The organism is Kitasatospora sp. NPDC059408 (assembly GCF_042751525.1).
Classification (GTDB): Bacteria; Actinomycetota; Actinomycetes; order Streptomycetales; family Streptomycetaceae; genus Kitasatospora.
Window position 1 is genome coordinate 199,895 of the sequence record NZ_JBHYWI010000003.1, and the last position, 24,903, is coordinate 224,797.

General features: G+C 72.6%; 18 protein-coding genes, 1 pseudogene and 1 riboswitch. Of the genes and pseudogenes, 9 read left to right on the forward strand and 10 right to left on the reverse strand.

What is annotated here, in order from left to right; genetic code table 11:
- The first annotated feature begins 276 nt into the window (after window positions 1-276).
- The 3 genes from ACFXDE_RS04555 (at window position 277) to ACFXDE_RS04565 (ending at window position 6,624) form a co-directional block, all read left to right on the forward strand.
- Complete coding sequence (locus ACFXDE_RS04555; protein WP_380490826.1) at window positions 277-2,802, forward strand: collagenase; 2,526 nt, start codon at window positions 277-279, stop codon at window positions 2,800-2,802.
- A 223-nt stretch (window positions 2,803-3,025) separates the two neighbouring features.
- A complete protein-coding gene (locus ACFXDE_RS04560) occupies window positions 3,026-3,850 on the forward strand; it encodes an FAD binding domain-containing protein (RefSeq protein WP_380490828.1) in 825 nt (274 codons plus the stop codon).
- Window positions 3,847-6,624 (forward strand): molybdopterin-dependent oxidoreductase, encoded by a 2,778-nt coding sequence (locus ACFXDE_RS04565; RefSeq protein WP_380490830.1) that lies wholly within the window; start codon window positions 3,847-3,849, stop codon window positions 6,622-6,624. Before ACFXDE_RS04560 ends, ACFXDE_RS04565 begins: the two co-directional genes overlap by 4 nt.
- 365 nt (window positions 6,625-6,989) lie before the next feature.
- Here the strand turns inward: ACFXDE_RS04565 and ACFXDE_RS04570 are convergent, their stop codons facing one another.
- From ACFXDE_RS04570 to ACFXDE_RS04585, 4 genes are all read right to left on the reverse strand, one after another.
- A complete protein-coding gene (locus ACFXDE_RS04570; RefSeq protein WP_380490832.1) occupies window positions 6,990-7,991 on the reverse strand; it encodes a hypothetical protein in 1,002 nt (333 codons plus the stop codon).
- On the reverse strand, window positions 7,988-8,587 hold the full coding sequence (locus ACFXDE_RS04575) for a SigE family RNA polymerase sigma factor (protein WP_380490834.1): 600 nt from the start codon (window positions 8,585-8,587) through the stop codon (window positions 7,988-7,990). The genes ACFXDE_RS04570 and ACFXDE_RS04575 overlap by 4 nt, the downstream gene beginning before the upstream one ends.
- A gap of 174 nt (window positions 8,588-8,761) precedes the next feature.
- Window positions 8,762-9,280: a dihydrofolate reductase gene (locus ACFXDE_RS04580; RefSeq protein WP_380490874.1), complete on the reverse strand. Its 519-nt coding sequence runs from the start codon at window positions 9,278-9,280 to the stop codon at window positions 8,762-8,764.
- A gap of 44 nt (window positions 9,281-9,324) precedes the next feature.
- Complete coding sequence (locus tag ACFXDE_RS04585) at window positions 9,325-10,122, reverse strand: thymidylate synthase (RefSeq protein ID WP_380490836.1); 798 nt, start codon at window positions 10,120-10,122, stop codon at window positions 9,325-9,327.
- Between the two features lie 219 nt (window positions 10,123-10,341).
- On the opposite strand from ACFXDE_RS04585, the gene ACFXDE_RS04590 reads away from it, so the two are divergent.
- The gene (locus tag ACFXDE_RS04590) at window positions 10,342-11,793 is read left to right on the forward strand and encodes an amidase (RefSeq protein ID WP_380490838.1); all 1,452 of its coding nucleotides are present in this window, start codon (window positions 10,342-10,344) and stop codon (window positions 11,791-11,793) included.
- A gap of 210 nt (window positions 11,794-12,003) precedes the next feature.
- Window positions 12,004-13,227, forward strand: coding sequence for a serine hydrolase domain-containing protein (locus ACFXDE_RS04595; RefSeq protein WP_380490840.1), 1,224 nt, complete (start codon window positions 12,004-12,006; stop codon window positions 13,225-13,227).
- Window positions 13,228-13,594: 367 nt separating this feature from the next.
- Here ACFXDE_RS04595 and ACFXDE_RS04600 read toward each other — a convergent pair whose 3' ends face one another.
- From ACFXDE_RS04600 to ACFXDE_RS04615, 4 genes are all read right to left on the reverse strand, one after another.
- Window positions 13,595-13,894 carry a hypothetical protein gene (locus tag ACFXDE_RS04600; RefSeq protein WP_380490842.1) on the reverse strand — a complete coding sequence of 100 codons (300 nt, stop codon included), beginning with the start codon at window positions 13,892-13,894 and terminating at the stop codon, window positions 13,595-13,597.
- A 129-nt stretch (window positions 13,895-14,023) separates the two neighbouring features.
- Entirely contained in the window at window positions 14,024-14,974 is a 951-nt protein-coding gene (locus ACFXDE_RS04605) for a trypsin-like serine peptidase (protein WP_380490844.1), read from the reverse strand.
- Window positions 14,975-15,167: 193 nt separating this feature from the next.
- Window positions 15,168-15,800: a methyltransferase family protein gene (locus tag ACFXDE_RS04610; RefSeq protein WP_380490846.1), complete on the reverse strand. Its 633-nt coding sequence runs from the start codon at window positions 15,798-15,800 to the stop codon at window positions 15,168-15,170.
- A gap of 138 nt (window positions 15,801-15,938) precedes the next feature.
- Window positions 15,939-16,910: a pirin family protein gene (locus ACFXDE_RS04615; RefSeq protein WP_380490848.1), complete on the reverse strand. Its 972-nt coding sequence runs from the start codon at window positions 16,908-16,910 to the stop codon at window positions 15,939-15,941.
- Between the two features lie 185 nt (window positions 16,911-17,095).
- On the opposite strand from ACFXDE_RS04615, the gene ACFXDE_RS04620 reads away from it, so the two are divergent.
- From ACFXDE_RS04620 to metE, 3 genes are all read left to right on the forward strand, one after another.
- Window positions 17,096-17,509 (forward strand): carboxymuconolactone decarboxylase family protein, encoded by a 414-nt coding sequence (locus tag ACFXDE_RS04620; RefSeq protein ID WP_380490876.1) that lies wholly within the window; start codon window positions 17,096-17,098, stop codon window positions 17,507-17,509.
- Between the two features lie 442 nt (window positions 17,510-17,951).
- Window positions 17,952-19,952 carry a putative Ig domain-containing protein gene (locus ACFXDE_RS04625; protein WP_380490850.1) on the forward strand — a complete coding sequence of 667 codons (2,001 nt, stop codon included), beginning with the start codon at window positions 17,952-17,954 and terminating at the stop codon, window positions 19,950-19,952.
- Window positions 19,953-20,136: 184 nt separating this feature from the next.
- Window positions 20,137-20,374, forward strand: a riboswitch (cobalamin riboswitch).
- A 151-nt stretch (window positions 20,375-20,525) separates the two neighbouring features.
- Entirely contained in the window at window positions 20,526-22,841 is a 2,316-nt protein-coding gene (gene metE / locus ACFXDE_RS04630) for a 5-methyltetrahydropteroyltriglutamate--homocysteine S-methyltransferase (protein WP_380490852.1), read from the forward strand.
- Between the two features lie 89 nt (window positions 22,842-22,930).
- On the opposite strand, the gene ACFXDE_RS04635 is transcribed toward metE, so the two are convergent.
- The gene (locus ACFXDE_RS04635; protein WP_380490854.1) at window positions 22,931-23,755 is read right to left on the reverse strand and encodes a 3-hydroxybutyryl-CoA dehydrogenase; all 825 of its coding nucleotides are present in this window, start codon (window positions 23,753-23,755) and stop codon (window positions 22,931-22,933) included.
- Between ACFXDE_RS04635 and ACFXDE_RS04640 the strand changes: the two are divergent.
- A pseudogene (locus ACFXDE_RS04640) lies at window positions 23,755-24,335 on the forward strand (short-chain fatty acyl-CoA regulator family protein); the annotation flags it as partial. The gene ACFXDE_RS04635 and the pseudogene ACFXDE_RS04640 sit on opposite strands and share 1 nt — an antisense overlap.
- Window positions 24,336-24,352: 17 nt before the next feature.
- Here the strand turns inward: ACFXDE_RS04640 and ACFXDE_RS04645 are convergent.
- Window positions 24,353-24,838: a hypothetical protein gene (locus ACFXDE_RS04645; RefSeq protein ID WP_380449087.1), complete on the reverse strand. Its 486-nt coding sequence runs from the start codon at window positions 24,836-24,838 to the stop codon at window positions 24,353-24,355.
- Between the last annotated feature and the right edge of the window lie 65 nt (window positions 24,839-24,903).

Sequence of the window (24,903 nt, forward strand, 5' to 3'; positions counted from 1 at the left end):
CCGACAGTGCCGGTGTCAATGTCCCCGGCGGTCGGCGCCGTTGCCCCGGACGGTCGCGTGACGGGCCGCCAACCGCCCTGGCCTGCCCTGCTGTTGGCGCGGTGACGGGCGTTTGAACGTTCAATGTCGCGATTCGGAACGGTCCGGATGCGAACCTTGACGCCCGGGTCTTGACCTATGTGACCGGTGACATGTGTTATTTCACATGCCTCGGTGGGCACCCCCCAACGGACAGCGCGCGGAGGCAGCTCGACCCACCCCCACACAGGAGTGTTGATGAGTCAGTTCTTCAAGCTGCCAAGGGCTATGGCGGTCCTCGCCGCGGCGAGTACCGCCGTCGTCGGCCTGGGCGCCGCGCCGGGCTTCGCGGCCCCGGACAGCGCCCCGCCCGCGTCCGCACGCCACACGGCGTCCGCCGGGCACGGCCCCCGCATCCTGCCGCCGACCGGGAGCTCCGCCAGGGACGCCGCGAGCCGTGAGGCCGTCCAGGACCACCCCCTCACCGTCGCCCAACTCCCGCCGCGCAGCCCCCTGACCGCGCCCGCGACCGCCCCGCACGCCCCCGCGGCCACGCGGCTCGCCGCGGCGTCCTGCACCCCGGCCGACTTCGGCGGCCGCACCGGGTCCGCGCTGGTCTCCTTCGTCGAGGCCTCGACGCCCGACTGCGTCAACACGCTCTTCGGGATCGCCGGCTCCGACGCGTCCGGGGTGTTCCGCGAGAGCCAGATGATGACGATCGCCAACGCCCTCCAGGGCGTCGCCTCCGCCTACCCCGGGGACGACTCGACGGGGATCCTGCCACTGGTGCTCTACCTGCGCGCCGGGTACTACGTGCAGTTCAACCACCCCGCGGACGTCGGCTCCTACGACTCCGCCCTCACCACCGCGGTGGCGGGCGGCCTCGACGCGTTCACCGCGAGCCCGCACTTCACGGACGTCAGCGACGCGAACGGGCAGATCGCGGGCGAGGCCGTCATCCTCACCGACAGCGCGAACCTGCAGGCCCGCTACCTCGGCACGTACAAGCGGGTGCTGAACGGCTACACCGCCGCGTACGACTCCTCCTGGTACATGGTCAACTTCGTCAACGACGTCTTCACCCCGATCTTCCGCGGGCACCAGAACCAGGACTACGTCGACGCCGTCACCGCCGACCCGAGCCTCATCGACACCCTCGACGCCTTCGCGCTCGACCACCGCGGCCTGCTCGGCGGCACCAACTCCTTCCTCGACTCCAACGCCGGCATCGAGACCGCCCGCTTCATCGAGCACCCCGCCCTCCAGGCCAAGGTGCGCCCGCTGATGAAGGGCCTGCTCGACGCCTCGTCCATCACCGGTCCGACCGCCCCGCTGTGGGTCGGCGTCGCCGGGCTGGCCGCCGCCTACGACCAGGCCCAGTGCTCGTACTACGGCGTCTGCGACCTGCCCCAGCGGCTGACCGCCGCCGCCCTGCCGATCAGCCGCACCTGCGACGCCACACACACCGTCCGCGCGCAGGACCTCACCGCGGCCGACCTGGACGCCGTCTGCGCGAGCCTGCAGAACCAGGACCCGTTCGTCCACAACCTCGTCAAGGACAACGGCCCGATACCCGGCCAGTACGAGTCCACGCTCCAACTGGTCAACTTCGCCAGCCCGGCGGACTACCAGACCTACGCCGGGCCGATCTACGGCATCGACACCAACAACGGCGGCATGACGCTGACGGGCGATCCGACCAGCCCCGCCAACCAGCCGCTCTCGATCACCTACCGCCACCCGACCGACAACGGCTTCACGGCCCGCGTCTGGAACCTCAACCACGAGTACACGCACGCCCTCGACGCCCGCTACGACATGAAGGGCAACTTCTCGCAGCAGATCGCCGTGCCCGACGTGTGGTGGATCGAGGGCGTCGCCGAGTACGTCTCCTACACCTACCGCGGCGTCACCGACACCCAGGCGGTGTCCGAGGCCGCCAAGCACACCTACAAGCTCAGCACGCTCTTCCAGAACACCTACGACAACAGCGACACCACCCGCACCTACCCGTGGGGCTACCTCGCCGTGCGCTACATGGTCGAGAAGCACCCGGACGTCGTCCAGGCGATGCTCGGCCACTTCCGGACCGGCGACTACCCCGGCGGCTACGCCGTCTACAACTCCCTCGGCACCTCGTACGACGCCGACTTCGACGCCTGGCTGACCGCCTGCGCCGCCGGTGCGTGCGCCACCACGGGCGGCGCCCCGACCGCCGCGTTCGACAGCACCGCCGACGGCCTGACCGTCCGGCTCACCGACCGCTCCACCGAGACCGGCGGCGGCCGGATCGCCTCCTGGGCCTGGGACTTCGGCGACGGCACCACCGCCACCACGGCCAGCCCGGCGAAGACGTACACCGCACCCGGCACCTACACCGTCACCCTGACCGTCACCGACGACAGCGGCCACACCGCCACCGCGAGCAAGTCGCTCACCGTCACCGACGGCACGACGGCGTGCACCGCGGCCGACACCCGGGTGATGGACCGCAACTGCTACCGCACCGACCAGTCCGCGTCCGCGGGCAACCTCGACTACCTCTACATCTGGCTGCCGGCCGGCACCACCACGCTGACCGCCACCACCAAGGGCGGCACCGGCACGGCCTACCTGCTCTACAACCCCACCTCGTGGGCCACGCTCAACGCCTACACGAGCGCTTCGTTCAACGACGGCTCCACCCAGAGCCTCACCGTCACCAACACGACGGCCGGCTACCGCTACATCAGCCTCTACGCCCGGACGGCGTTCAGCGGGGTGACCGTCACCACGCGGTACTGACCCCTCGCGGACAGACACGACAGCGGCGGCCTGGGACACCCTCCCGGGCCGCTGCTCCTTGCATTCGCGAGGCTACTGCTCGTAGTAGCGTCGCAACTGCGAGGTGCACGGCTTGGTTGATCATCCAATCCGGCCTCACGGCCCTGGTATCCCAGCCCACTCGTTCCCGGCTCCCGCCGTTGCTTCAATCGCCCTACTGAACGGTCGAGGACGGTGGTTGGACGTGGACCTGAACACGGTGGTGGAGCTGCGTGACGCGCGGCGTCGCGATACCTGGCGCCCGGGGGACGCCTGGCTCGGCGGGGGCACGTACCTGTTCTCCGAGCCGCAGCCGCACATCCGCCGGCTCATCGACCTCGGCCGGATGGGCTGGGAGCCGCTCCGGCTGACCGCCTCGGGGGACCTGGAGATCGCCGCGACCTGCACGATCGCCCAGCTCTCCCGCTTCGCCCGGGCGGCGCACTGGCGGGCCGCGCCGCTCGTCGAGCAGTGCTGCCGCGCGTTCCTCGCCTCCTGGAAGATCTGGAACATGGCCACCGTCGGCGGCAACCTGTGCAACGGGCTCCCGGCCGGGCCGATGATCTCGCTGACCGCCGCCCTGGACGGCGTGTGCACCCTGCTGTCCCAGACGGGCGAGGTGCGCCGGGTGCCGGTGAAGGACTTCGTGACCGGCGCCGGCGTCAAGGTCCTGCGGCCCGGCGAGCTGCTGCGCTCGATCACCGTCCCCGCCCGCGCGCTGGCGAGCCGGACGGCGTTCCGCCAGGCCTCGCTGTACGGGCTCGGCCGCTCCGGCGCCCTGCTGATCGGCGCCGTCGACCCGGTCGACGGCGAACTCGCACTGACGATCACGGCCTCGACCGTCCGTCCGATCCAGCTGCGCTTCGCCGTCCCGCCGAACGCCGAGGCCGTCCGGGAGGCGGTCGGCTACGGCGTCCGGCCCGACGAGTACTTCGACGACATCCACGGGCTCCCGGCCTGGCGGCGGCACATGACCCACCGCTTCGCCGAGGAGATCCGCCGCGAGCTGGTCGAGGAGGCCGGGCGATGAGCTACACCATCCGCGTCAACGGCGAGGACTTCGACGCCGAGCCGCGAGCGGGCCAGTGCCTGCGCACCTACCTGCGCGAGCGCGGCTGGTTCGGGGTGAAGAAGGGCTGCGACGCCGGGGACTGCGGCGCCTGCACCGTGCAGGTCGACGGCGACCCGGTGCACAGCTGCCTCTACCCGGCGCTGCGCGCCGAGGGCCGTTCCGTCACCACCGTGGAGGGGCTCGCCAAGGACGGCGAACTCCACCCGATGCAGCAGCGCTTCCTGGACGCCCAGGGCTTCCAGTGCGGCTTCTGCACGGCCGGCATGCTGATGACCACCTCCGCCGAGGGCTTCGACGACGACAAGCGCGCCGACCTGCCGCGCGCCCTCAAGGGCAACCTGTGCCGCTGCACCGGCTACCGGGCGATCGAGGACTCCATCCGGGGCGTCAAGCACACCGAGGCGCCGTGCGCCGGCCAGGCCGTCGGCCGCAGCCTCGGCGCGCCCGCCGGGCCGCAGGTGGTCACCGGCACCGCCCGCTACACCTTCGACCTCGACGTCGAGGGCCTGCTGCACATGAAGCTGCTGCGCTCCCCGCACCCGCACGCGCGGATCGTCTCCATCGACACCTCGGCGGCCCTGCGGGTGCCCGGGGTCGTCGCGGTGTTCACCCACGAGGACGCCCCCGACAAGCTCTACTCCTCCGCCCGGCACGAGCACCCCACCGAGGACCCGGACGACACCCGGGTGCTCGACGACGTGGTCCGCTTCGTCGGTCAGCGGGTCGCCGCCGTGGTCGCCGAGAGCGAGGGCGCGGCCGAGGAGGGCTGCCGGCGGATCGTCGTCGGGTACGAGCAGCTCCCGTACGTCCTCGATCCGGAGGAGGCGATGGCACCCGGCGCGCCGGTGATCCACCCCAAGGGGCCGGAGTCGCGGATCGCCCGCGCGGAGAACAACGTCTGCGGCGAGGCCCACGGCGAGATGGGCGACGTCGAGCAGGGCTTCGCCGCGGCGGACGTGGTCTACGAGGAGACCTTCCGCACCCAGCGGGTGCAGCACGCCAGCCTGGAGACGCACGGCTGCGTCGTCTACTTCGAAGAGCCCGGGGAGGCCGGGGAGCCTGGGGAGACGGGGGAGGAGCGGATCGTGGTCCGGTCCTCCACCCAGGTGCCGTTCCTCACCCGCCGGGCGCTGTGCGACCTGTACGACCTGCCGATGGAGAAGGTCCGGGTGGTCGCGGGCCGGGTCGGCGGCGGGTTCGGCGGCAAGCAGGAGATGCTCACCGAGGACATCGCGGTGCTCGCGGCGATGCGGCTGCACCGGCCCGTGAAGCTGGAGTTCACGCGCGGCGAGCAGTTCTACGGCGCCACCACCCGGCACCCGTTCACGATCACCGTCAAGCTCGGCGCGAAGGCGGACGGGACGCTCACGGCCATCCGGTTCCGCGTCGTGTCCAACACCGGCGCGTACGGCAACCACGGTCCGGCGGTGATGTTCCACAGCGTCGGCGAGTCCATGGGCGTCTACCGCGCGCCGCACAAGAAGGTCGACGCGTACTCGGTCTACACGAACGGCGTGCCCGCCGGGGCCTTCCGCGGCTACGGCCTCGGGCAGGTCACCTTCGCCGTCGAGTCGGCGATGGACGAGCTCGCGCGGCGGCTGGAGATCGACCCGCTGGTGCTGCGGGAGCGCAACATCATCGGCCCGGGCGAGCACATGGAGGGCCCGCTCGGCGAGGAGGAGGACCTCCACATCGCCAGCTACGGCCTCGACCAGTGCCTCGGCGTCGTCCGCACCGCCCTCGCGAACGACAGCAGCGCCGAACTCGCCCCCGAGGGCTGGCTGGTGGGCCAGGGCTTCGCCATGGCGGCCATCGCCTGCGGCCCGCCCGGCGGTCACATCGCCGACGCCACGGTCAAGCTCCTGGAGGACGGCACGTACGACATCGCCGTGGGCACGGCGGAGTTCGGCAACGGCACCACCACCGTGCACAAGCAGATCACCGCCGGGGCGCTCGGCACGACCGTGGACCGGATCGCGATCCGGCAGTCCGACACGGACGTCGTCAAGCACGACACCGGCGCCTTCGGCTCGGCCGGCACCGTCGTCGCGGGCAAGGCGGTGATGAAGGCGGCCAACGCGCTCGCCGAGCGGATCCTCGGCTTCACCGCCGAGTACGCCCGCACGCCGCGCAGCCTGCTGCGGCTCACCGCGGACGCGGTGGAGTGCGACGGGCGGGCGGTCGCGCTCAAGGAGGTGTTCGAGGCGGCGCGCGGCCGGGGCGTGGAGCTCAGCGCCGACGGCCACTTCGGCGGCTCGCCGCGCTCGATCGCCTTCAACTCCCAGTGGTTCCGCATCGCCGTCGACCCGGACACCGGCGAGATGCGGATCCTGCGCAGCGTCCACGGCGCCGACGCCGGCAAGGTCATGAATCCCCTGCAGTGCCGCGGCCAGGTCGAGGGCGGCGTGGCGCAGGCGCTCGGTGCGACGCTGTTCGAGCAGGTCCTGGTCGACGACCGGGGCGAGGTCACCACGGCCGCCTTCCGGCGCTACCGGCTGCCCGCGTACGCGGACGTGCCGCGCACGGAGGTGCACTTCTCCGACACGTCGGACTCCATCGGGCCGCTCGGCGCCAAGTCGATGTCCGAGAGTCCGTTCAACCCGGTGCCGCCCGCCTTCGCCAACGCGCTGCGCGACGCGACGGGGATCCGGTTCACGGAGGCGCCGTTCCTGCGGGACAAGGTGTGGCAGGCGCTCGACGAGCACCGGAGGCGGACGGGCGGCGTCCGCTGACGCACGGAGAAGGGTGAGGGCCGGGACTGTTCCCGGCCCTCACCCCTGTGCCTGTCGGCAACCCGAACGGCGCCGTCGTGCACCGTCCGGAGACGCGGGAGTGGGTGAACGGCCCGCTTGAGGAGGTCCGGGCGCCCGCACACGTCCCGCGCCCCAGGACCGTGCACGACGGCGCCGGGAAGCGGGGGCCGGCCCGTCCCAGGTGGGAACGTCCCGGCCCTTCTGCATCCGATTCAACCGGAACTCCACTGTGCGGACCACTGGAGTGCAACACCACGCGGCCGTCCACGTGTTGGACGATCGGACAGGACCGCGCAGTGCGGCGCGGGGCGGGGTCGGGGTCGGCCGAGCTGTGCGGCGACCCGTCAGAGGTCCTTCTGGTAGCCCTTGTCGTCGTCGGAGTCGTAGACCAGCTTCCCGGTGCCGTCGTAGCCCTTGATGTGCGGGGTCCGGGTCACGGGGCCGGTGAGGAGGCCGGTGGCGGCGAACCAGCCGTGGTCGAGCGCCGCGTCCACGGCCGGTCCGTCTCCGTACGAGACGCTCACCCGGGCGACCGAGGGGGCGAACGTGCCGATGCTGCCCCAGCGGTACGGCAGCTTCCAGGCGTGGCCGTCGAGCATGGCCTGCCGGTACAGCTTGCCCCCGTTGATGTCCGGGTTCACCAGGCCCTCCGGGCCGCCCGCGCGCGGGTCGGCGCTGCCGGACTGGAGACCGGAGGTCTTGCCGTCGGTCTGGTGGCAGATGAGCCGGGTCGGGTGTGCGCCCTGGCTGACGCCGACGACCGAGATGCCGTCGCCCGGGGAGTTGTCGTCCCCGGTGCTCTTCACGGCGAGCAGGATGCGGTAGTCGGCGAGGGTCCCGTCGTCGTGGACGGGCCGGTTCGGGTGTGCGCCCTGCGTGCCCTGCGTGCCCTGCGCGGCCGACGGCGGCGGGCTCTGCCACCGGGCCTGCATCTCCTTGTCGTAGTCCAGGCACTGACCGAGCGCGGTGGCGGCCTGCTCGAAGGTGATGCCGTCGGCCAGCTGCGCGGCCGTCGCCGGAGGCTGCGGCCCGGCCGGCGTGGGCGTGGCGCTGGCCGTGGGCGTGGCGTTGGGCGTCGAGCCGGGGGAGGGGGCGGCCGTGTCGTCCGCCGTCCCGGCGAGCCCCGTGGCCGGGCGGGTGTCCGAGTGGCCGCGGGCCGTGAGGAGCGTCGCGCCCGACAGCACGGCCAGGACGACCACCCCGGCCGAGAGTGCGGCGGTCCGGCGCCGGCGGGCCGCGCGGCCCTGGCGCCGGATGGCCTCGTAGGGCGCCTCGCCCGGCGTCCGGTCCGCGACCGTGGCGACGAGCTGCTCGCGGAGCGCCGCCTCGAAATCCGGTTGGGTCATCGTCGTCCTCCAGCCGTGGTGGTGAGGCGAGCGTCGAGTCCGGACGGCGTCCGGCCCGGTGCGGAACGGCCGCGAGGCGCCCCGGGGCCCGGGTCGGCGGGTACGACGGCCAGCCCCGGATGAGCCCGCAGTTTGGCCAGTCCCTTGGCGGCCTGGCTCTTGACCGTGCCGAGCGAGCAGCCCATCGCCTGGGCGACCTCCGCCTCGGTCCGGTCGTCCCAGTAGCGCAGCACCACGACGGCCCGCTGCCGCGTCGGCAGCGTGGCCAGGGCGTCCAGCAACGTCCGCCGCTGGTCGACCTGACCCGCCGTGTCGCCCGGCGCGGCGACCTCCGGCAGCGCCTCGGTGAGCCGCTCGGCGACCCGCCGCTTGCGGAACCGGTCGCTGTTGCAGGACACCAGCATCCGGCGCACGTAGGCGTCCGGGCTGTCGGCCCGGCTGACTCGCCGCCAGGACCGGTAGGCCTTGGCCAGCGCGGTCTGCGTCAGGTCCTCGGCGTGGTGCCAGTCGCCGGTGAGCAGGTAGGCGGTTCGGACCAGGTGCGCCCACCTGGTCCGGGTGAAGGCCTGGAAGTCGGCCTCTTCTTCTGTGTGCATCAGCACCCCCTCAGCCCTCCAGACCGCACTCCCGACGCGCCGGGTTGCCCGGCCCCGCCACATTTCGCGGTCGTCCACGTTTCCGGGTGTTCGAGGGCCGGGTGTTCGAGGGCCATGCGCCCGCGCGGAACGGGCGCGCCCTCAACGACCGGGGAAGCGGCCCAGGGGCGCGGGTCAGGCCGGGGTGTCGCAGCGCGTGTACGTGCGGATGCGGTAGTGCAGGCCGGACACCGAGACCTGCGGGCCGTGGTCCTCGGCGACGGTCCAGGCGGGGCCGATGGCCGGGGCATGGGTGTCGCCGTCGACCGACAGGTCGATCTCGGTCACGGACAGGGCGTCGGCGCGGTCGATGGCCGCGCGGTAGAGCTGCCCACCGCCGATCACCCAGGTCTCGGCGACGGCGTCGGCCCGGGGTGTCGCGGCCGCGAGGTGGAGGGCCTCGTCGAGGGAGCCGGCGCGGTCCGCGCCGTCCGCGGCCCACTGCGGGTTGCGGGTGACCACGATGTTGCGGCGGCCCGGAAGCGGGCGGAAGCGTGCCGGGAGCGACTCCCAGGTGCGGCGGCCCATCACCACCGGGTGTCCGAAGGTGGTCGCCTTGAAGTGCCCCAGGTCCTCGGGCAGGTGCCACGGCATCGTGCCGTCCGCGCCGATCACGCCGTCCGGGGTCTGCGCCCAGATCAGTCCGATCCTCAGGCCGCTGCTCGTACCGCTGCTCGTGTCGCTGCTCGTGTCGCCGCTCATACCGCGACCGGTGCCTTGATGGCCGGGTGGTGCTGGTAGCCGACCACCTCCACGTCCGCGTAGGCGTAGTCGAAGAGCGAGTCGGCCTGCCGCAGGCGCAGCTCGGGGAAGTCGAACGGCGTGCGCGCGAGCTGTTCCGTCACCTGCTCCACGTGGTTGTCGTAGATGTGGCAGTCACCGCCGGTCCAGATGAAGTCGCCCGGCGCGAGGCCGACCTGCTGCGCGACCATGTGGGTCAGCAGGGCGTAGCTGGCGATGTTGAACGGGACGCCGAGGAAGAGGTCGGCGCTGCGCTGGTAGAGCTGGCAGGAGAGCCTGCCGTCGGCGACGTGGAACTGGAACAGGGCGTGGCACGGGGCGAGCGCCATCGCGTCCAGTTCGGCGACGTTCCACGCGGAGACGATCATCCGGCGGGAGTCGGGATCGGTGCGCAGGGTGTCGAGGACCTGGCCGATCTGGTCGATGTGCCGGCCGTCGGGGCCGGGCCAGCTGCGCCACTGGACGCCGTAGACGGGGCCGAGGTCGCCGTCGGGGCCGGCCCATTCGTCCCAGATGGTGACGCCGTTCTCGCGGAGCCAGCCGACGTTGGAGTCGCCGCGCAGGAACCACAGGAGCTCGTACACCACGGACTTCAGGTGCACCTTCTTGGTGGTGATCAGCGGGAACCCCTGCGAGAGGTCGTAGCGCAGTTGGTGTCCGAAGACGCTCCGGGTGCCGGTGCCCGTCCGGTCGGCCTTGGCCGTCCCGGTGGTGAGCACGTGCTTCAACAGGTCTTCGTACTGGGTGTCCGCCACGAGCGGTAAGTGTACGTGTCCGTGCTGGTCGGCGGGACCGACCCGGAGGACGGGTCGCTCCCGCCGACGCGGCCGCGTGTGATCACGTTCCTGGGCATCGGGGCGGCCCAGGCCACCCTGGTCCGGGTAGGGCGACCGGTGACGATGGTGCGGCTGCCCGAACCCGTTGCGCGAAAAGGGATTTCGTGGCTCCTCCGGCCCCTCTGTACGGTCCGGCTCATGGACTGGAACTTCGAATCGGCCGAGAACCTCGCGGCCGCCCTGCGCTCCGGCGACGTGACCTCGGTGGAACTGACGGACGCGGCGATCGCCCGCATCGAACGGGAGGACGGCGCGGTCAACGCGATCTGCGTACCGGACTTCGACCGGGCACGCGCGGCCGCCCGCAGCGCCGACGAGGCGCTCGCCCGGGGCGAGGACCGGCCGCTGCTCGGCATCCCGGTGACGGTCAAGGAGTCCTACGACGTCGCCGGGCTCCCCACGACCTGGGGCCTCCCGCAGCACCGCGACCACCTGCCGGCCGAGGACGCGGTGCAGGTCGCGCGGCTCCGGGCGGCGGGCGCGGTGGTGCTCGGCAAGACCAACGTGCCCGTCGGGCTGCAGGACATCCAGAGCTTCAACGGCATCTACGGCACCACCGGCAACCCCTGGGACCACACCCGTACGTCGGGCGGCTCCTCCGGCGGGTCGGCGGCGGCCCTGGCCTCCGGGTTCGGCGCGCTGTCCATCGGCTCCGACATCGCCGGCTCGCTGCGCACCCCCGCGCACTTCTGCGGCATCTACGCCCACAAGCCGACGCTCGGGCTGGCGGCGGCCCGCGGCATGGCGCTGCCGTCCGCGCCGGTCCTGCCGGCCGAGCTGGACCTCGCCGTCGTCGGCCCGATGGCGCGCACGGCCCGCGACCTGACGCTCCTGCTCGACGTGATGGCCGGGCCGGACCCGCTGACCTTCGGTGTGGCGTACGACCTGGCGCTGCCGCCCGCGCGCCACGAGCGGCTGGCCGACTTCCGGGTCCTGGTCCTCGACGAGCACCCGTACATCGCGACCGGCGCCGCCGTGCGGGCGGGAATCGACCGGGTGGCCGCCGCGCTCCTCGAAGGCGGCGCCCGCGTCGACCGGCACAGCCCGCTGCTGCCCGATCCGGCGGAGGCCGCCAGGCTCTACACCCAGCTCCTGATGTCGTCCTCCACCGCACACTTCCCCGTCGAGACGTACGAGGAACTGCTCACCCTCGCCGCCGCGTTGAGCCCGGACGACCTGAGCCTCGACGCGGTGCGGCTGCGCGCCATGGTGCTCAGCCACCGCGACTGGATGGTGGCGCACAGCCGCCGCGAGCTGCACCGCCACGGCTGGCGGCGGCTGTTCGCCGAGTACGACGCCGTGGTGTGCCCGATCACGCCGACCCCGGCGTTCCCGCACGACCACACCCCCGACCTGAGGGCGCGCCGGCTCGACGTCGACGGCGTCGCACACCCGTACCTGGACCAGCTGGTCTGGGCGGGGATGGCCACCATGCCCGGTCTGCCCGCCACCGCGATACCCGCGGGGCGGTCCCCCGAGGGCCTCCCGGTGGGCGTGCAGATCATCGGCCCGATGTTCGAGGACCGGACCCCGCTGAAGCTGGCCGAGCTCCTGGAAGAGAGGATCGGCGGCTTCACCGCACCGAGGTAGCGCACGCTCCGGCGGCCACGCGCGCGGCCCGGCGCTGGTCTTCACAGCTTGGTGAAGGCCAGCGCCTCATGCGCCATCCGATGCGGTTACGGCTTGAACAGGTACCGGAGGCACCCACGCATCGCGGGTCCATCACCGGGCATGCGCCATCGGAGTGGTTGTCGTGGTGTCCTGTGCGGTTTGCAGTGAGTGGCGCGGCCATGGTGAAGCATGACTCGTAAGAGAACCGCACTGCTGTGCGCCGCCGCCTTGCTGGTGTCCTCCGTACCTCTCATCGCGGGCGCGGCCGGACCCGCCGATGCCGCCGACTCCGCCAGGCACCGTGGGTCCGAGTGCGTGGCCTCCCCGGAACCGGTCGACGGCCAAGGCCGCGCCATCCGCGACGTCGTCGAGAATGCGCGGCGCGATCTGAACCTGCGGGCGGTCATCGCCCGGGTGACCCAGCACGGGCGCGACCTGTGGACCGGCGCGGTCGGTCCGTCGATGACCGAGGTGCCGGCCCGCCCGGACATGCGCTTCCGCGCGGGCTCGGTCGGCATCGCGTTCATGGGCACGATCCTGTTGCAGCTCGTCGACGAGAAGCAGGTCAGCCTCGACGACCCCATCTCACGCTGGCTTCCCGAGATCCCCCACGCGGACGAGATCACCCTGCGCGAGCTCGGCGACACCACCAGCGGCTTCCGGGACTACGTGACCGACCAGGGCTTCCTCACGGACCTGGAGGCCCATCCGTTCAAGCAGTGGACGCCCCAGGACGTCTTCCACTACGCGGACCTCGACGTCCAGCTCTACAAGCCGGGAACCAACTTCAGCTACTCGCACGCCAACTTCCAGCTGCTCGGCCTCGCGCTGGAGCGGATCACCCACACCCGGCTGGACCACCTCCTGGAGCAGCGCATCTACCGCCCCTTGGGCCTGCACGCGACATCGAACAGCTACACCCCCGACCTCCCCACCCCCGTGCTGCACGCCTTCACGCACGAACGCGGCACGTACGAGGAGTCGACGTTCTGGAACCCCTCCTGGACCACGGCGCCGGGCGCGGTCATCAACATGAACATCTGTGACCTCGCCCGGGCGGGCGTAGGGATCGGTTCGGGGCAGACGCTCTCGCGCGACGGCTACCAGACCCTGCTCGACCCGGGCACCGTCGGGCTGGGCCAGGCGACGCCGACCTGCCCGAAGGACGTCTGCATGCCGCAGACCCAGGACATCCACTTCGGGATGTCCGCCCTCATCGTGCACGGCTGGATCGTGCAGAACCCCTCCCTGTCCGGCTACGCCGCGATCATGGCGTACCTGCCGTCCGAGGACCTGTCGATCGCGGTCTCCGCCACGTATTCGCCGACCACCGACCAGCAGGTGCAGAACCTGACCACCCCCATCGCGGAGGAGCTCTCCCGCCTGCTGGTGCCGGACCAGCCCCTGGGCTGAGCCCGGTCGCCGACGGGAACGTGCACGGAACGGGCACGAGTCCGGCGGACCGGCCGCCGGGCCATCTTCCGGGGCCTGGAAACCTGGACCCGCACAAGGTGGCCTGGCGGCCGCGCACGGCTACGGCCTGCGACCGGTGGGTGGCCCGGGCCCGAGGACCGGCCCGAGGCCCGGGCCTGACGGCCCGGCAGCGGCCCGGCGCCAGGTTGGGGCGCCTGGCCACCGTGGCCCGGGCTCTCAACCGCGCGTCACCGGCCAGGGCACCGCGAACGGCACGCCCGTAGAACTGTGGGACTGCGACGGCGGGGACAACCAAGCGGTGGACCCTGCCGTAGTCCGCAGGTGTGGTTGGCTCTGATTCCCTGTTCTAGTGACTGACCGTCACTGCGGGCGACGGTGCCCCGTCCTCACGCATGCCGACCGATTCGGCGGCCTTGCGACGGCGGTAGTAGTGCACGGTCAGGATGCCGAGCAGCGGACCCCAAGCGGCCAGCGGCCAGTACGACGCGTAGAAGACGGTGCCGGACTGGCTGTTGCCGACCAGGACGACGTCCCGCAGGCCGTCCGGCCCCTGGCCGCCGGCGGCGTGTGCCGCTGCGGGGCAGGGCAGCGCCGGCAACACCATCGCGGCGCCCGCCGCGTGTGCTCTCAACCGCCGCGCAGTCATGGCTCGTTCCCCTTCGTCACGGTCCGGAGTGCGACAAGTGTGATCCGACCCGGACGGTCGGGCGATGGCCGCGACCGCCAACGTTGCGCCGCCGCACTGGCTTTCGGAGACAACCGGCCCGCCGAAACGTCAGGCGGCAGGGCCCGCCGGCGGTGTGCCGGTGACCGCCGCGCGGTACAGGGCGAGGGTGGCGCTGCCGAAGTAGGCGCTGTAGGACACCTGGGGTGTGTTGCCACCGGTGTGGTAGCCGCCGATGACCCCGACCACCGCCCAGCCGCCCGGCCACGGCACCAGCATGGGCCCGCCGCTGGTCCCGCCCGTGAAGCCGTCGCACGCGATGCGCGGGAAGGTCCCGGGGTCCGCCGGGTCGTCACTGGCCCATTCGGTGGTCCAGCTCCAGCAGCCCAGCGGCTTCTCCGCGCCGGCCGGATACCCGATCATCCGTACCGGTGCGTGGAAGTACCCCGTGTCGGTCAGCAGTTGGACGCCGCCCGTGACCTCCTCCAGACGCTCGCCGTCCTGGTTCGGCGCGGTGACCGCGAAGCCGAAGTCGTACGCGGCGCCCGCGTGGGCGCCGAGGTCGTAGTACTCCCGCGCGACGTACACGCCGTCCTCCGCGACCGGGAAGATGCCGAACGGCTTCAGCCCGTCGTGGTACTGCGGCACGAACCCCAGTCGGCGCGCCGGTGAGGTGCCGGAGTACCCCTTGAGGCAGTGTCCGGCCCCGAGCACGAGATCGCGGCCGGGGCTGCGGACCACCGAGCCGCTGCACGTGCGGCCGGTGCCGTTGGCGTCGGTCCAGAAGAATGCCCCGGCCTGCGGGATCCCGTCGAAGCTCCGGCTCGGCGGAATGTACTCGCCGGGCTGCGGCCCGTCCGCCGAAGGCTGTGTCTCCCCTTCGGCGTCGGCGGGCAGCGCGGCAGCCATCCGGGCGGCGGTCCAGTACGCCCCGAGCTCGGCCGCCGCCGGATGGCCTGCGGGCAGCGCTCCGGCGAACGCGGCCGGAGCGGCGAGCGCGACGCCCAGTGCCAGAGCGGCCGTGAACGCGGCGGCACGCCGGACGATCAATACCTGACGCATCGTCAATCTCCATCCAGCGAGGCGGATTGGCATGCCCATCATCGAGGATGAGGAGGAAATCACGAAGAGGAATCACCAACGGGACACCATGCCGTGCGACGCTCTGCCCGGTCGCCCGTTTGCATCCGTCCCTACCGTCCGCGAACCCGTCTCGCACGTGTTACGGGCGGGCCGGGCCGAGTGCCTCCGGGTGTCAAGGCAGTCGGGTGCCGGGTGGACCCGAGCGTGGCCGGCGGCGCGGGATCAGCGCCGGGACGCGGCTGCGGTAGGCCGCGTGGTCCGTGCCGAACTGCTCGGCCATCATGCCGTCTTCGGCGCGGACCCTCAGTAGCAGCCAGGGGACGGCGGCGAGGAGGTAGGCGATCCAGACGCCGAAGCCGATGGCCAGGTTGCCTCCGGCGAGCAGGCCGAGCAGGCCGGTGTAGATGGGGTGGCGGACCATGCGGTAGGGGCCGTCGGTGCGCAGCTCGTGGTGCTCCTGGACGGCGGGAACACTGGCCCACATCGTGCCCAGGACCCAACGGGCCCACAGGAGGAGGGCGGTGGAGGCGAGGGCCAGCAGGGAGCCCACGACGGCGAGTTCCGGTTGCCAGTACCGGAGGTGGTGCCAGAAGCCCTGCGTCCGGTCGAGCAGGGCGAACAGCGCGTAGACGGCGGCGGCCAGGAGGACGCGGCGGAGCATCGAGCGGCGCAGCCCGTGCAGCCAGCCGCGGATGCCGGAACCGCCCGCCACGGCGAAGTAGAGGACGCCCGCGATCCAGGCGGCGAAGAAGACCGCGACGCACGTGTCGGTGAGCCAGGTGGTTACCGAGCGTAGGGAATCCATGGGGCAAGGTTGCTCCGGCGGCGCAGTCACCCGCCACCACCCGCAGGTGGACGAACGGGGCCGTCATTCGTCCACCCACAGGTGGAGGGGTCGGGGAGGGGGTCTCGCCGACCCCTCCCCGCCCGGCGAAACAGCAGGTCAGCGCACGCGTCCGCGTGGCTTCAGGGGGATCGCGGGGAGCTCGGGGGCGGGCAGGCGGTCGCCGGGGTAGCCCTCGACGGCGCCGAAGCGGTCGGGGTCCGCGGAGCTCATCCACTCCTCGCGCGCTCGGGTAATGTCTTCGTGAGAGCGCCCGATGAAGTTCCACCACATGACGATCTCCTCCTCGAACGGCGTGCCGCCGATCAGGACCGTCCGGGCCGGCTCGTCACCGGTGTTGGCGAGGGTGATGGTGGTGGCTCCGGGGGCCAGGTAGCCGAGTTCGGCCGGGCGCACCGGCGTGCCCGCGAGCGTGACGTCGCCGCGGTCGACGAGCAGGGCGTGCTCGAAGGCGGGGTCGACGGCCAGGGTGAGGGTCGCGTGCGGGTGGATCGTGAGCTCGGCGCCGAGCAGCGGGGAGAAGGTGGGGACGGGGGAGGTGTCGCCGGCGAGGGTGCCGAGGAACACGCGGACCTCGCCGCCGTCCAGGGTGACGGGCCGCGGTGCGTGGTGGTGGAAGTCCCGTGCGGTGTGGCGGTGTTGCTCCGGGAGCGCCACCCACAGCTGGACGCCGTGCAGGACGGTGGTCGCGGGGGTCGAGACCTCGGAGTGGCTGATGCCGTGCCCGCCCGTCATCAGGTTGAGCTCGCCCGGGCGCACGTAGGCGTGGACGCCGAGGCTGTCCCGGTGCTCGATCTCGCCGCTGAACAGCCAGCTGACCGTCTGGAGGCCGGTGTGGGGGTGCGGGGCGACGTCCATCCCGCCGGTGTCGGAGACGTCGTCGGGGCCGTAGTGGTCGACGAAGCACCAGGCGCCGATGAGCGTGCGGGAGCGCTGGGGCAGGGTCCGGCGCACCGTCATCGCCCGCGGCCCGCCCAGCGGCACGTCCCGGGCGGGCAGGATCTCCACCCGGGGGCGGGTCTCCCCGGTTCCGGCGTGCGGCTCGGCAGGATTGGTGCCGGTGGTGGTCACGGTGTGCTCGCTTCCTAAGAAGTTCTACTTTCAACTATCTTCGACTATCATGCCATGGCGCAGTGCCGCCCGACAGTGAAAACGTCCAGGGAGTTCCCGTGAGCGATGTGACTACGACCGTGACCGCCGCCCCCGCACGCCGCCGGGTGTTCGTCGACAAGGAGAGCCCCGCGGCCTTCCGTGCCATGCGCGCCACGGCCGACGCGGCGGGCGAGGCCGCCGCGAGGGCCGGGCTGGACCGGCGGCTGGTGGAACTGGTCAACCTGCGCGTGTCCCAGATCAACGGCTGCGCCTACTGCCTCAACGTGCACACCGCGGCGGCCCTGCAGGTCGGCGAGACCACGCAGCGCCTGGGCACCCTCCCGGCCTGGCGCGACACCCAGCTCTTCAGCCCGCAGGAGCGTGCCGCACTCGCCCTCGCCGAGGCGACCACCACCCCGGCGGACGCGGCGCTCCAGGAGGAGGCCTACACCGCAGCGCGCGAGGCGCTGACGGACGAGCAGATCTCCGCGGTGATCTGGGTGGCCATCGCCATCAACGCCTTCAACCGGGTGTCGATCCTGAGCAAGCACCCGGTGCGCCCGGTGGCGGTGCGCTGACGGTGCGGCGGGGGCCTGGCGCGGCTCCCGCAACCCGCGCGGACCTCGGGCGATCCGTGTGCGTGGCAAACCCCAGGCCGGCCCGGCGGGTTGGCGGGTGGCCGCCAGTGGCGGCATGACGCCTGGTCAAGACCAGGTCATGGCGGTCAAAGCCTCGGTCATGGCATGGACACCCGCCTTGTCCACCGGTCCGGGCTTCGCTACCTTTCAGGCGCCGGAGCCATGACGGCTCCCGCAACTCACCCCCTGGCATGTCCTGGACATCCTCAGCTCGGAACGGCCTCCGTCACCCCGTCGGGCCGACGCCCCACGGCCGTACCGAACTTCCGGGCAGCCGTTTGCACGTGCGCGTTTCCCCTCATCCCGGGCCTGCACGCGACCCCGCCGCCTCACATCGGCGTGTCCGCACGCCCGGGGCCGACCCCCATCCGGGAGGGCTCCGTTGCACAAGCTCATCCACACCGCCCTGCGGCACGGCGGACTCCGCGCCACCACCGCGACGCTCGCCGTCGGTGCCGTGGTGGCCGCCGGCCTCGCCGTCGCGGCGCCGGCCGGCGCCACGGCCGCCACCTCCGGCGCGAACGTCAGGCACTCCTGCGCCCAGCCGGCCCAGCGTCACCAGAAGTCCTGCGACGCCCTGGTGCGCACCGACGTGGTGCAGCCGCACGCGTTCTCCCTCAGCGCGGTCTCGCCCGACGTGAACCCGTCCGGCCTCGGGCCGACCGACCTGCAGAGCGCCTACGGCCTGTCGACCAACGGCGGCGCCGGGCAGACCGTCGCCATCGTCGACGCCAACGACGACCCCAACGCCGAGTCCGACCTGGCGACCTACCGCGCGCAGTACGGGCTGCCTGCGTGCACCACCGCCAACGGCTGCTTCAAGAAGATCGACCAGAACGGCGGCACCAACTACCCGGCCGGCGACACCGGTTGGGCGGGCGAGATCTCCCTCGACGTCGACATGGTCTCCGCCGCCGCCCCGAACGCCCACATCCTGCTGGTCGAGGCGAGCTCGGCGAACATGGCCGACCTCGGTGCCGCCGTCAACCAGGCCGTCGCCCAGGGCGCGAAGTTCGTGTCCAACAGCTACGGCGGCCCCGAGGACTCCACCGACACCTCCTCGGACAGCCAGTACTTCAACCACCCCGGCGTCGCCATCACCGTGTCCTCGGGCGACTCCGGCTACGGCACCGAGTACCCGGCGGCCTCCCAGTACGTCACCGCCGTCGGCGGCACCTCGCTGACCCGCGACTCCAGCGCGCGGGGCTGGCACGAGACCGTCTGGGGCTCCAGCTCGGGCGGCAACGGCGCCGGCTCCGGCTGCTCGGCCTACGACCCCAAGCCGAGCTGGCAGAGCGACAGCGGCTGCTCCAACCGGACCGTCGCCGACGTGTCCGCGGTCGCCGACCCGGCCACCGGCGTCGCCGTCTACCAGACCTACGGCGGCAGCGGCTGGGCCGTCTACGGCGGCACCAGCGCCTCGTCGCCGATCATCGCCGCCGTCTACGCCGACGCCGGCACCCCGGGCGCGAGCGACTACCCGTCCCAGTACCCGTACCAGCACACGGGTGCGCTCAACGACGTGACCAGCGGCGCCAACGGCACCTGCTCCCCGTCCTACCTGTGCACCGCGGGCCCCGGCTACGACGGCCCGACCGGCCTCGGCACGCCGAACGGCCCGACCGCCTTCCGGGCCGGCAGCAGCACGGGCAACACCGTGACGGTCACCAACCCGGGCAGCCAGAGCACCACCACGGGCAGCGCCGCCTCCCTGCAGATCCGCGCGACGGACTCCGCCTCCGGCCAGAGCCTGACGTACAGCGCGAGCGGCCTGCCGACCGGGCTGTCCATCGACGCCTCCAGCGGCCTGATCAGCGGCACGGCGTCGACGGCGGGCACGTACAACGTGACGGTGACGGCGAAGGACGCCACCAACGCCTCCGGTTCGACGAGCTTCACCTGGGCCGTGTCCGCCCCGGGCGGCGGTTGCACCGGTGCGGGCCAGCTGCTCGGCAACCCGGGCTTCGAGACGGGTAGCGCCTCGCCCTGGACCGCGACCGCCGGCGTGATCGACAACTCCGCGAGCGAGGCCGCCCGCTCCGGCTCCTGGAAGGCGTGGCTCGACGGCTACGGCAGCAGCCACACCGACACCCTGAGCCAGACCGTCACGATCCCGGCCGGCTGCAAGGCGTCGCTCGGCTTCTGGCTGCACATCGACACCGCCGAGACCGGCACCACGGCCTACGACAAGCTCACCGTCCAGGCCAACTCCACCACCCTGGCCACCTTCTCCAACGTCAACGCGGCCAACGGCTACACCCTGCACACCTACGACCTCTCCTCCTTCGCCGGGCAGAGCGTCACCATCAAGTTCACCGGCACCGAGGACGCCTCGCTCCAGACCAGCTTCGTGATCGACGACACGGCCCTCAACGCCTCCTGACCGACCGAGCACCACAGGTACGACAGGTACGACCGATAGGACAGATAGGACCGGTGGGGCCGCGGCCGACTGCGGCCCCACCGGCACGTCCGCGGTGGCGCCGAATCCCGACGTCGTCTCCTGACGTCGTCTCAGCATCCGGACGAATGGCCGAATCCCCGACGAAGCGACCGCGGATAGGCCGTAGGCTGGCCGTGCAGCTGGTTCGCCCCGTCCGCCAGGCGGGGCGTCGCAAGAGGGAACCCGGTGACGCCATTCAACTGGCCAGTCCGGGACTGCCCCGCAGCGGTGAGTGGGAACGACCGCCGTCATACGCACTGGGCCCGGGCCGGGTCTGGGAAGCGACGGCCAGTAGGTGACCGCCCTTCAAGGGCCGGCCGTGCCCGCGAGTCCGAAGACCTGCCCGCTGCCCGCGTGCGACCGTTCGCGCGCGGCCATCCGGTGACCTCGAGGGCGGGTCGGCGACCACACCAGGCGGAGCTGCCCGCGCAGCGGTTCGCCCGGTGCGTCATCCCTTCGCGTCCTCGTCCCGTCGCCGGGTGCTTGAGAGACAGACTCGCGAAGGAGAGTCCCTTGACCACGAAGTCCGCAGCCGCGGCGACCCTCGCCACCGCGTACGGCTACCCCCGCCAGGGCCGGGGCCGGGAGCTCAAGAAGGCGATCGAGGGGTACTGGAAGGGCGCCGTCACCGCCGAGACGCTGCTCGCCACCGCCGCCGACCTGCGCCGGGGAAACTGGCAGCAGCTCGCCGACTCCGGCATCGAGGAGATCCCGACCGGGGACTTCTCGCTCTACGACCACGTGCTGGACACCACCGTCGCGGTCGGCGCCATCCCGTCCCGCCACCGCGACGCCGTCGATGCCGACCCGCTGGACGGGTACTTCGCCATGGCGCGCGGCACCCAGGACGTCGCTCCGCTGGAGATGACCAAGTGGTTCGACACCAACTACCACTACCTGGTACCCGAGTTGGGACCGGGCACGGCCTTCGCCGCCAATCCGGCCAAGGCGGTCGGCGAGCTGCGGGAGGCCCTCGCGCTCGGTCACGCCGCCCGCCCGGTGCTGGTCGGGCCGGTCACCTACCTGCTGCTGGCCAAGCCCGCCCCCGGCGTCGACGACGACTTCCGGCCGATCACCCTCCTCGACCGGCTGCTGCCCGTCTACGCGGAGCTGCTCGCCGCTCTGAAGGCCGCCGGCGCCGAGTGGGTGCAGCTGGACGAGCCCGCGCTCGTCCAGGACCGCACCCCCGCCGAGCTCAACGCCGCCACCCGCGCCTACCGCGAGCTGGGTGCGCTGGCCGACCGTCCGAAGCTGCTGGTCGCGAGCTACTTCGACCGTCTGGGCGAGGCGCTCCCGGTCCTCGCCAAGGCCCCGGTCGAGGGCCTGGCGCTGGACTTCACGGGACCTGCCGCCGCCAACCTGGACGACCTCGCCGCCGCCGGCGGGCTGCCGGGCAAGCGGCTGGTGGCCGGCGTGATCGACGGGCGCAACATCTGGATCAACGACCTGGAGCAGTCGCTCGCCACCCTGGCCACCCTGCTCGGGCTCGCCGACCGGATCGACGTCGCGCCGTCCTGCTCCCTCCTGCACGTGCCGATCGACGCCTCCGCCGAACGCGACGTCGACCCGCAGATCCTGCGCTGGCTCGCCTTCGCCAAGCAGAAGGCCGCGGAGGCGGCGCTGCTGGCCCGCGGCCTGCGCGAGGGCACCGCGGCGATCACCGCCGATCTCGCCGCCAACCGCGCCGACCTCGCCTCCCGGGCCGGCTCGCCGATCACCCGGGACCCGGCCGTCCGCGCCCGCTCCGCCGCCGTCACCCTCGACGACACCCGCCGCGCCCAGGCCTACCCGCAGCGCGCCGAGGCCCAGCGCGCCCGCCTCGGCCTGCCCCTGCTGCCGACCACCACCATCGGCTCCTTCCCGCAGACCACCGAACTGCGCCTCGCGCGCGCCGACCTGAGCGCGGGACGGATCGACGCCGCCGCCTACCGGGAGCGCATGGAGGCGGAGGTCCGCGAGGTCATCGCCTACCAGGAGAAGGCGGGCCTCGACGTCCTCGTCCACGGCGAGCCCGAGCGCAACGACATGGTCCAGTACTTCGCCGAGCAGCTCACCGGCTACCTCGCCACCCGGCACGGCTGGGTGCAGTCCTACGGCACCCGCTACGTCCGCCCGCCGGTCCTGGCCGGGGACATCTCCCGCCCGCACCCGATGACCGTCGGCTGGTTCCGCTACGCGCAAGGCCTGACGGACCGCCCGGTCAAGGGCATGCTGACCGGCCCGGTCACCATGCTCGCCTGGTCCTTCGTGCGCGACGACCAGCCGCTCGCCGAGACCGCCCGCCAGGTCGCCCTCGCCCTGCGCGACGAGGTCACCGACCTGGAGGCCGCCGGTGCGGCCGTCGTCCAGGTCGACGAGCCGGCCCTGCGCGAGACCCTCCCGCTGCGGGCCGCCGGCCGTCCGGCCTACCTGGACTGGGCGACGGAGTCCTTCCGCGTCGCCACTTCCGGGGTCCGCGCCGACACCCAGATCCACACCCACATGTGCTACGCCGAGTTCGGTGCGATCATGACGGCGATCGACGAGCTCGACGCGGACGTCATCTCCCTGGAGGCGACGCGCTCGCACATGGAGGTGGCCGGGGAACTGGCCGGGGCGGGCTACCCGCGCGAGGTCGGTCCGGGGGTGTGGGACATCCACTCCCCGCGCGTGCCGAGCACCGAGGAGGCCGTGGCGCTGCTGCGCGCGGGCCTCGCGGCGATCCCGGCCGAGCGCCTGTGGGTCAACCCCGACTGCGGCCTGAAGACCCGCGGCTGGGCGGAGACCCGCGCCTCCCTCGACAGCCTGGTCGCTGCCGCCCGCCACCTGCGCGAGGAACTGGCGGGCTGATCCGACCCCCTTCCCCGGGGACAGCACAAGGCCCCGCCGGTGTCCGGCCCTCCGCGACAGAGGCCTGGACACCGGCGGGGCCCGCTCGGTCACACCCCGCGGTGCGGGTGGAACCCCTGCCCGGTCTTTCGGCCGAGCAGGCCCGCCTCGACCATGCGGGAGAGCAGGGGCGGGGGTGCGAAGAGCGGCTCCTTGTACTCGTCGTACATCGACCGAGCGATCGCCTCGACGGTGTCGAGGCCGATGAGGTCGGCGAGTCGGAGCGGACCCATCGGGTGGGCGCAGCCGTGGACCATGCCGGCGTCGATGTCCTCGGGGGTGGCGTGGCCGGCTTCGGCCATCCGGATCGCGGACAGCAGGTAGGGCACGAGCAGGGCGTTGACGACGAAGCCGGCGCGGTCGCGGGAGTGGACGACGTGTTTGCCGAGGACGTCGCGCGCGAAGGCCTCGGCGCGGGCCAGGACGGGTGGGGAGGTGTGCAGGGAGGAGACGAGCTCGACGAGGGGCATCACCGGGGCCGGGTTGAAGAAGTGCAGCCCGAGGACGTGCGAGGCGCGGCCGGTGGTGTTGCCGAGGCGGGTGGCCGGGATGGACGAGGTGTTGGTGGCGAGGACCGCGTCGTCGTCGGCGAGGACCTTGTCGAGCGCGGTGAGCACGTCCGTCTTGACGCGTTCGTCCTCGATGACGGCCTCGACGACGAGCTGGCGGTCGGCGAGCGCTTCGAGGTCGTCGGCGAACAGCAGGTGGGCCCAGGTGTCCTCGCGGTCGGTCGGGCTGATCCGGCCGCGGTCGACGGCGCGGTGCAGGGAGCGGTCGATGCGGCCGCGGGCGGCCCGGAGGGCGGCCGGGTCCCTCTCGCAGACGATGGTGTCCAGGCCGGCGCGGGCGAAGACCTCGGCGATGCCGGAGCCCATCTGCCGAGTCCGCCCGCTACGACATCGAGCACCTCGCCGACCACTTCGGCGTCGGCTACGAGACGGTCTGCCACCGCCTCAGCACCCTGCAGCGCTCCGGCCTGCGCGGGGTGCCGTTCTCGTTCGTGCGGGTCGACCGCGCCGGGAACGTCTCCAGCGCCAGTCCGCCACGGCCTTCCACTTCTCCCGCACCGGCGGCACCTGCCCGCTGTGGAACGTCTACGACGCCTTCGCCTCCCCGGGCCGCGTCCACGTCCAGGTCGCCGCGATGCCCGACGGCCGCCGCTACCTCTGGACCGCCCGCGCCGTCACGCGCTCACCCGGCGGCTGGGGCCGGCCGGGCAAGACCTTCGCGATCGGCCTCGGCTGCGAGCTCCGGCACGCGGCCCGCCTCGTCTACTCCGCCGGCCTCGACCTGGCCGACGAGGCCGCCGCGACCCCCATCGGCCTCGGCTGCAAGGTCTGCGAGCGCCCCGCCTGCCCCCAGCGCTCCGCCCCGGCCATCGGCCGGCCGCTGGCCGTCGACGAGCACACGAGCACGTTCGTCCCGTACGCGGTGCGGGCCGACGCGGAACGCTGAAGCAGGACGGCCGCCCGTCAGGCGAAGCAGAACAGCGCCTCGTAGAGGGTGACGGGGCCGTCCGCGTCGGGGAGCCGGAGCGGGACGGTACGGGCCAGCTCCGGTGCGGAGAGCAGGGCGAAGCCGGCTGCGCGGGTGAGTGCGGCGAGCCGGTGCACCTCGGTGCCGGGCTCCGCGGCGGACGCCCGGGCGGCCGGGGCACCGGGGGCGGGGAAGAGGCACCGGTCGGTCTCGTACCCGTCGGGGTGCAGGGCGAAGGCCGTGGCGTACGGCCCGATGACGGACAGGCGCAGGACGGCTCCGCCGCCGGCCCAGCCGATCCGCCAGACCGAGCCGACGTCGCAGTTGTCGTCGGTGATGTCCTCGACCTGCCAGGACGACGGGAGGGACGCCCGGAACGGGCGGTACGGGTCCTGTTCGAGCAGCTTGCCGATCCGGTGGTAGGTCGGGTGGTCGAGGCTGCCGTAGGCGCGGCGGGCGAACTCTTCGAAGGCCGCGGTCATCACGGGTCTCCTCTCATCAGCGCGATGGTGTGGTGCGGTGCGGGCCGGGCCCGGCGCCTCGGGAG